Consider the following 5687-nt stretch of genomic DNA (forward strand, 5'->3'; position numbering starts at 1 on the left):
AGCCGGACCTGCGCGGAGTCAGCCAGCGTCAGCGGGGCGACCCGCAGTGTGGTCGCCGACGGGGCGGCGACGTCGGTGACGCCGTACTCGCGGCACAGCAACCGCAGCCGGGCCACCGCCATCAGTCGTTGCGCCGGTTCGGGCAGCGGACCGTACCGGTCGACGAGTTCGTCGATTGCCGCGGCGATGGCGGCCTCGTCGGCGGCCGCGGCCAGCCGCCGGTAGGCCTCCAGGCGCAGCCGGTCGCTGCCGATGTAGTCCGGCGGCAGGTGCGCGTCGACGGGAAGGTCGATGCGGACGTCTTTGGGCTCCTCGGCCATAGACACCGGTTTTCCGCCTGATGCCGCTTCTAAGGCGGCTCGGTAGGCCTCCACGGCCTCGCCGACCAGCCGCACGTACAGGTCGAAACCCACCCCGGCGACGTGCCCCGACTGCTCAGCGCCCAGCACGTTGCCCGCGCCGCGAATCTCCAAGTCCTTCAACGCGACTGCCATACCCGCGCCCAGCTCGTTGTTCTGGGCGATGGTGGCCAGCCGGTCGTGAGCGGTCTCGGTCAGCGGGGTCTCGCGGGGATACAGGAAGTACGCGTAGCCACGCTCGCGGCTGCGGCCCACCCGTCCGCGCAGCTGATGCAACTGGGACAGCCCGAAGGTGTCGGCGCGCTCGACGATCAGAGTGTTGGCATTGGAGATGTCCAGGCCGGTCTCGACGATCGTGGTGCACACCAGGATGTCGTAGTCGCGGTTCCAGAACCCCTGCACCGTCTGCTCCAGCAGTTCCTCGGGCATCTGCCCGTGCGCCACCGCCACCCGCGCCTCAGGCACCAGCCCCCGCACCCGCGCCGCGGCGGCGTCGATGCTGCTGACCCGGTTGTGCACGTAGAACACCTGCCCGTCGCGCAGCAGTTCGCGGCGCAGCGCGGCGGCCACCTGTTTGTCGTCGTGCGGGCCGACGTAAGTCAGCACCGGGTAGCGCTCCTCGGGCGGGGTGAGGATGGTCGACATCTCGCGGATGCCGGCCAGGCTCATCTCCAGGGTCCGCGGGATCGGGGTGGCGCTCATGGTCAGCACGTCGACGTGGGTGCGCAGGCTCTTGATGTGTTCCTTGTGCTCGACGCCGAAACGCTGCTCCTCGTCGACGACCACCAGGCCGAGGTCCTTCCACCGCACCCCGGTCTGCAGCAGCCGGTGGGTGCCGATGACGATGTCGACGCTGCCGTCGGCCATGCCGTCGAGCACCGTGCGCGAGTCGGCCGGATCGGTGAACCGCGACAGGCCCCGAACGGTCACCGGGAAGCCGGCCATCCGCTCGGTGAAGGTCTGCAGATGCTGGTCGGCCAGCAGGGTGGTGGGCACCAGCACGGCCACCTGCTTGCCGTCCTGCACCGCCTTGAACGCCGCCCGCACCGCGATCTCGGTCTTGCCGTAGCCGACGTCGCCGCAGATCACCCGGTCCATCGGGACGGCCTTCTCCATATCGGCCTTGACCTCGCTGATGGCGGTCAGCTGGTCGACGGTCTCGGTGAACCCGAACGCGTCCTCCATCTCGGCCTGCCACGGGCTGTCCGGGGCGAAGGCGTGCCCGGGGGCCGCCTGCCGTTTGGCGTAGAGCGCGACGAGCTCGCCGGCGATCTCGCGAACGGCCTTGCGCGCCTTGGTCTTCGTGTTGGCCCAGTCGCTGCCGCCGAGTTTGCTCAGACTGGGCTGCTCGCCGCCGACGTAGCGCGAGAGCTGATCCAGCGAGTCCATCGGGACGAACAACTTGTCGGCCTGGTGGCCCTTCTTGCCGGCGTACTCCAGCACCAGATACTCCCGGCGTGCCCCGCCGACAGTGCGTTCCACCATCTCGACGAACCGGCCGATGCCGTGCTGGTCGTGCACCACCAGATCACCGGCGGTCAGGGCCAGCGGGTCGACGGTGTTGCGCCGCCGCGCCGCCAGCCGCTTACCCTCGGGGCCGGTGGCCCGATTTCCGGTCAGGTCGGTCTCGGTGATCACCACCAGGTTGGCGTCGGGGATCACGATTCCGGTGTGCAGCGGGCCTTTGAGCACGCCGACCACACCCGGCTTGGGCGGGTCGCCGGGTTCCAGCAGCGCGGCGGCGGTGTCGTGCTCGCCGAGTTGCTCGACGACCCGGTGAGCGGTGCCGGTGCCCGGGGCGACGACGACGGCCAGGCCGCCGGTGAGCACGTGGGCGCGCAGCATGGCGAAGATCTCCTCCACGTGCGCCTGCTGGCCGCGGGCCGACGGGGCAGCCCGCACGTCGAGTTCGACGACGCCCTCGGACGACAGCTGACCGACCGTCCACCACCGGTGGCCGGTCTCGGCCGCCGCGGCGCGCACGTCGTCGAGTTCACGGAAGCCCGATCCGCTGAGTCGCTCCAGGTCGATCGGGGCGTCACCACCGACGGCCGCCACCGACCAGGAGGCCTCCAGGAACTCCCGGCCGGTCTTGATCAGGTCGGCGGCGCGGGTGCGGACCTTTTCGGGGTCGCAGATCAGCAGCGGGGCGCCGGCCGGCAGATGATCCACCAGCGAACCCAGCTTCTCCGGCCGCAGCACCGGGGCCAGCGCCTCCATGCCGTCCACCGGGATGCCCTCGGCCAGCTTGGCCAGCATGTCCCCGATGCTGCCGGTGACCTGGTTGTCGTCGAGCGGGGCGTGGGCCGCCATCTGCGCCGCGCGGGCGCGCACCTCGTCGGTGAGCAGCAATTCGCGGCACGGCACCGCCACCACGGTGCCGACATCGGCCTCGGGGATCGAGCGCTGATCGGCGACGGCGAACATCCGCATCTCGGTGATCTCGTCGCCCCAGAACTCGACGCGCACCGGATGTTCGGCGGTAGGCGGGAAGACGTCGAGGATGCCGCCGCGCACCGCGAACTCCCCGCGCCGGGCCACCATGTCCACCCGGTTGTAGGCCAGTTCGGCCAGCCGGGTCACCACGCTCTGGAAGTCCAGTTCGGCGCCCACCCGCAGGGTCACCGGCTCGATCTCGGCCAGGTCGGCGGCCATCGGCTGCAGCAGCGAGCGCACCGTGGTCACCACCACCCGCAACGGCGGGCCCAGATCGAGGTCATCCGGGCGGGCCAGCCGGCGCAGCAGCAGCATCCGGGCGCCGACGGTGTCCGCCCCCGGTGAGAGCCGCTCGTGCGGCAGCGTCTCCCAGGACGGGAACATCGCCACCGCGTCGCCGTGTACCCCGCGCAGTTCGGCGGTCAGGTCGTCGGCCTCCCGGCCGGTCGCGGTGACCACCAGCAGCAGCCCGCCTTCAGACCCGCTGCGACCCAGGGCGCAGGCGACGAACAACTGGGCGCTGGCCGGGCCGACCAACGCCAGGGTCTCCGGACGCTGCGCGGCACGCTCGGCGAGGTCGAGGAACTGCGGCGCGGTCAGCGCGGCGTGGACCAGACCCGACAGCGGGGTCTGCACCCTCCGACGCCCCGTCATGATCACCACAGTCTAGGAGGCGCTGCAAAAACCGTTGCGGCGGTGCTTCTTTGGAAGGGCAAGTGGATCACTCGCCCTGCAACTCCGGGTCGGCTTCCAGGCCGGTCAGGCCGTTCCACATCAGGTTCACCAGGTGCGCGGCCACCACTTCCTTGGCCGGCTCCCGGGCGTCGAGCCACCACTGGGCGGTCATCGACACCGAGCCCACCAGCGCGCGGGCGTACAGCGGCGCCAGATCGGGGTCTAGGCCGCGACGGGAGAAATCGCCCGCCAGAATCGAGGCCACCTGGCCCACCGCATCGTCGAACAGGGTCGAGTAGGTGCCCGGGCTCAGCGACGCCGGGGAGTCGCGGATCAGCACCCGGTAGCCGTCGGTGCGCTCCTCGATGTAGGTCAGCAGCGCCAGCGTCACCGCCTCGACGCGGGGCCGGTGCTGTTTGTCGGTCAGGGACGCGGTGACACCGTCGAGCAGCGCCGACATCTCCCGGTCGACCACCACCGCGTACAGGCCCTCTTTGCCGCCGAAGTGCTCATAGACCACCGGCTTGGACACCCCGGCACGCTGGGCGACCTCCTCGATGGCGGTGCCGTCGTAGCCGCGTTCGGCAAAGAGCGCGCGGGCGATGTCGATGAGCTGGTGCCGGCGTTCGCTGCCGGTCATCCGAGCCCGCGGCGGCCGGGGCTGACCCTGCGGTGCTGCCACCGCTACAGGGTACTGGGGTGCACTAAAGTCGTTGGCGGAAGATCCGTCGCCGTCCATGGCGGGGCGATTCGCCGTGGTGTAATTGGCAGCACCTCTGATTTTGGTTCAGATAGTTCAGGTTCGAGTCCTGGCGGCGAAGCGGTGCTGTTTCCCGCGACTGTGCGGTCCGGTACGCCACGAACGGCGTGTCGCGGACCAATCCGCACACTCAGATGAGGTGGGCATGACGACAACCAAAGATTCCGCCGTCCTGGTGCTGGCCGCCGGTTCCGGCACCCGGATGCGCTCGGATACCCCCAAGGTGCTGCATTGCCTCGGCGGCCGCAGCATGCTGGCGCACACGCTGCACGCGGTGGCCAAGGTCGCCCCGCAGCACCTGGTGGTGGTGCTGGGTAAGGACCGCGAGCGCATCGCCCCGGTAGTCGGCGAGCTTGCCGACGAGCTGGCGCGGCCGATCGAGATCGCGGTGCAGGACCAGCAGTTGGGCACCGGCCACGCCGCGCTGTGCGGCCTGTCCGGGTTGCCGGAGGACTTCGACGGCACGGTGGTGATCACCTCCGGCGACATCCCGCTGCTGGACGCCGACACCCTGGCCGACCTGATCGCCACGCACTCCAGCGAGCCGGCCGCGATCACCGTGCTAACCACCACCGTGCCCGACGCGCACGGCTACGGCCGGATCCTGCGGACCCAGGACGGTGAGGTCATCGCGATCGTCGAGGAGACCGACGCCACCCCGCAGCAGCGCCGCATCCGGGAGATCAACGCCGGCGTCTACGCCTTCGACGTCGCCGCGCTGCGCGACGCGCTGGGCCGGCTGTCGTCCAACAACGCCCAGCACGAGCTGTACCTGACCGATGCCATCGCGATCGTCCGGGCCGCCGGCCGGGTGGTGCACGCCAAACACGTCGACGACTCCGCGCTGGTGGCCGGCGTCAACGACCGGGTGCAACTGGCCGACCTCGGGGCCGAGCTGAACCGCCGCGTGGTGGCGGCCCACCAGCGCGCCGGGGTCACCGTGGTCGATCCGCGCAGCACCTGGATCGACGTCGACGTGACGATCGGCCCCGACACCGTCGTGGCACCGGGCACCCAGCTGCTGGGCGGCACCCGGATCGGAACGCACTGCATGATCGGCCCGGACACCACGCTGACCGACACCCAGGTGGGCGACGGCGCGTCGGTGGTCCGCACCCACGCGGTCGAGGCGTTCGTCGGGGCGCGGGCCGAAGTGGGCCCGTTCAGCTACCTGCGGCCGGGCACCCGGCTGGGCGACGACGGCAAGCTCGGCGCGTTCGTCGAGACCAAGAACGCCGTGATCGGAACCGGAACCAAGGTGCCGCACCTGACCTACGTCGGCGACGCCGACATCGGCGAGTACAGCAACATCGGCGCGTCCAGCGTCTTTGTCAACTACGACGGCGAGAACAAGAGCCGCACCACCGTCGGCTCCCATGTGCGAACCGGCAGCGACACCATGTTCGTCGCCCCGGTCACCGTGGGCGACGGTGCCTACACCGGCGCCGGCACCGTGC

The 5687-nt window shown here is 70.6% G+C and carries 3 protein-coding genes and 1 tRNA gene; 2 read left to right on the forward strand and 2 right to left on the reverse strand.

The annotated features are described in order from the left end of the window. The coding region (gene mfd / locus ADBZ6I_RS15575; protein WP_526385408.1) for a transcription-repair coupling factor at nucleotides 1-3449 on the reverse strand (3449 nt) is incomplete at its 3' end. A 67-nt stretch (nucleotides 3450-3516) separates the two neighbouring features. Further along, nucleotides 3517-4110, reverse strand: coding sequence for a TetR/AcrR family transcriptional regulator (locus tag ADBZ6I_RS15580; RefSeq protein WP_526385412.1), 594 nt, complete (start codon nucleotides 4108-4110; stop codon nucleotides 3517-3519). 109 nt (nucleotides 4111-4219) lie between these two features. On the opposite strand from ADBZ6I_RS15580, the gene ADBZ6I_RS15585 reads away from it, so the two are divergent. Together ADBZ6I_RS15585 and glmU are read left to right on the forward strand one after the other, a co-directional pair. Then, nucleotides 4220-4291 (forward strand) — tRNA-Gln (locus ADBZ6I_RS15585). An 84-nt stretch (nucleotides 4292-4375) separates the two neighbouring features. Beyond that, a partial coding sequence (gene glmU / locus ADBZ6I_RS15590; protein ID WP_526385410.1) for a bifunctional UDP-N-acetylglucosamine diphosphorylase/glucosamine-1-phosphate N-acetyltransferase GlmU occupies nucleotides 4376-5687 on the forward strand: 1312 nt, incomplete at its 3' end.

This window comes from Mycobacterium sp. (genome assembly GCF_044342925.1).
Taxonomy (GTDB): domain Bacteria; phylum Actinomycetota; class Actinomycetes; order Mycobacteriales; family Mycobacteriaceae; genus Mycobacterium.

Coding starts and splice junctions, on each gene's coding strand:
- ADBZ6I_RS15580 (WP_526385412.1), bottom strand. CDS start 4,110: ATGACCGGCAGCGAACGCCGGCACCAGCTCATCGACATCGCCCGCGCG.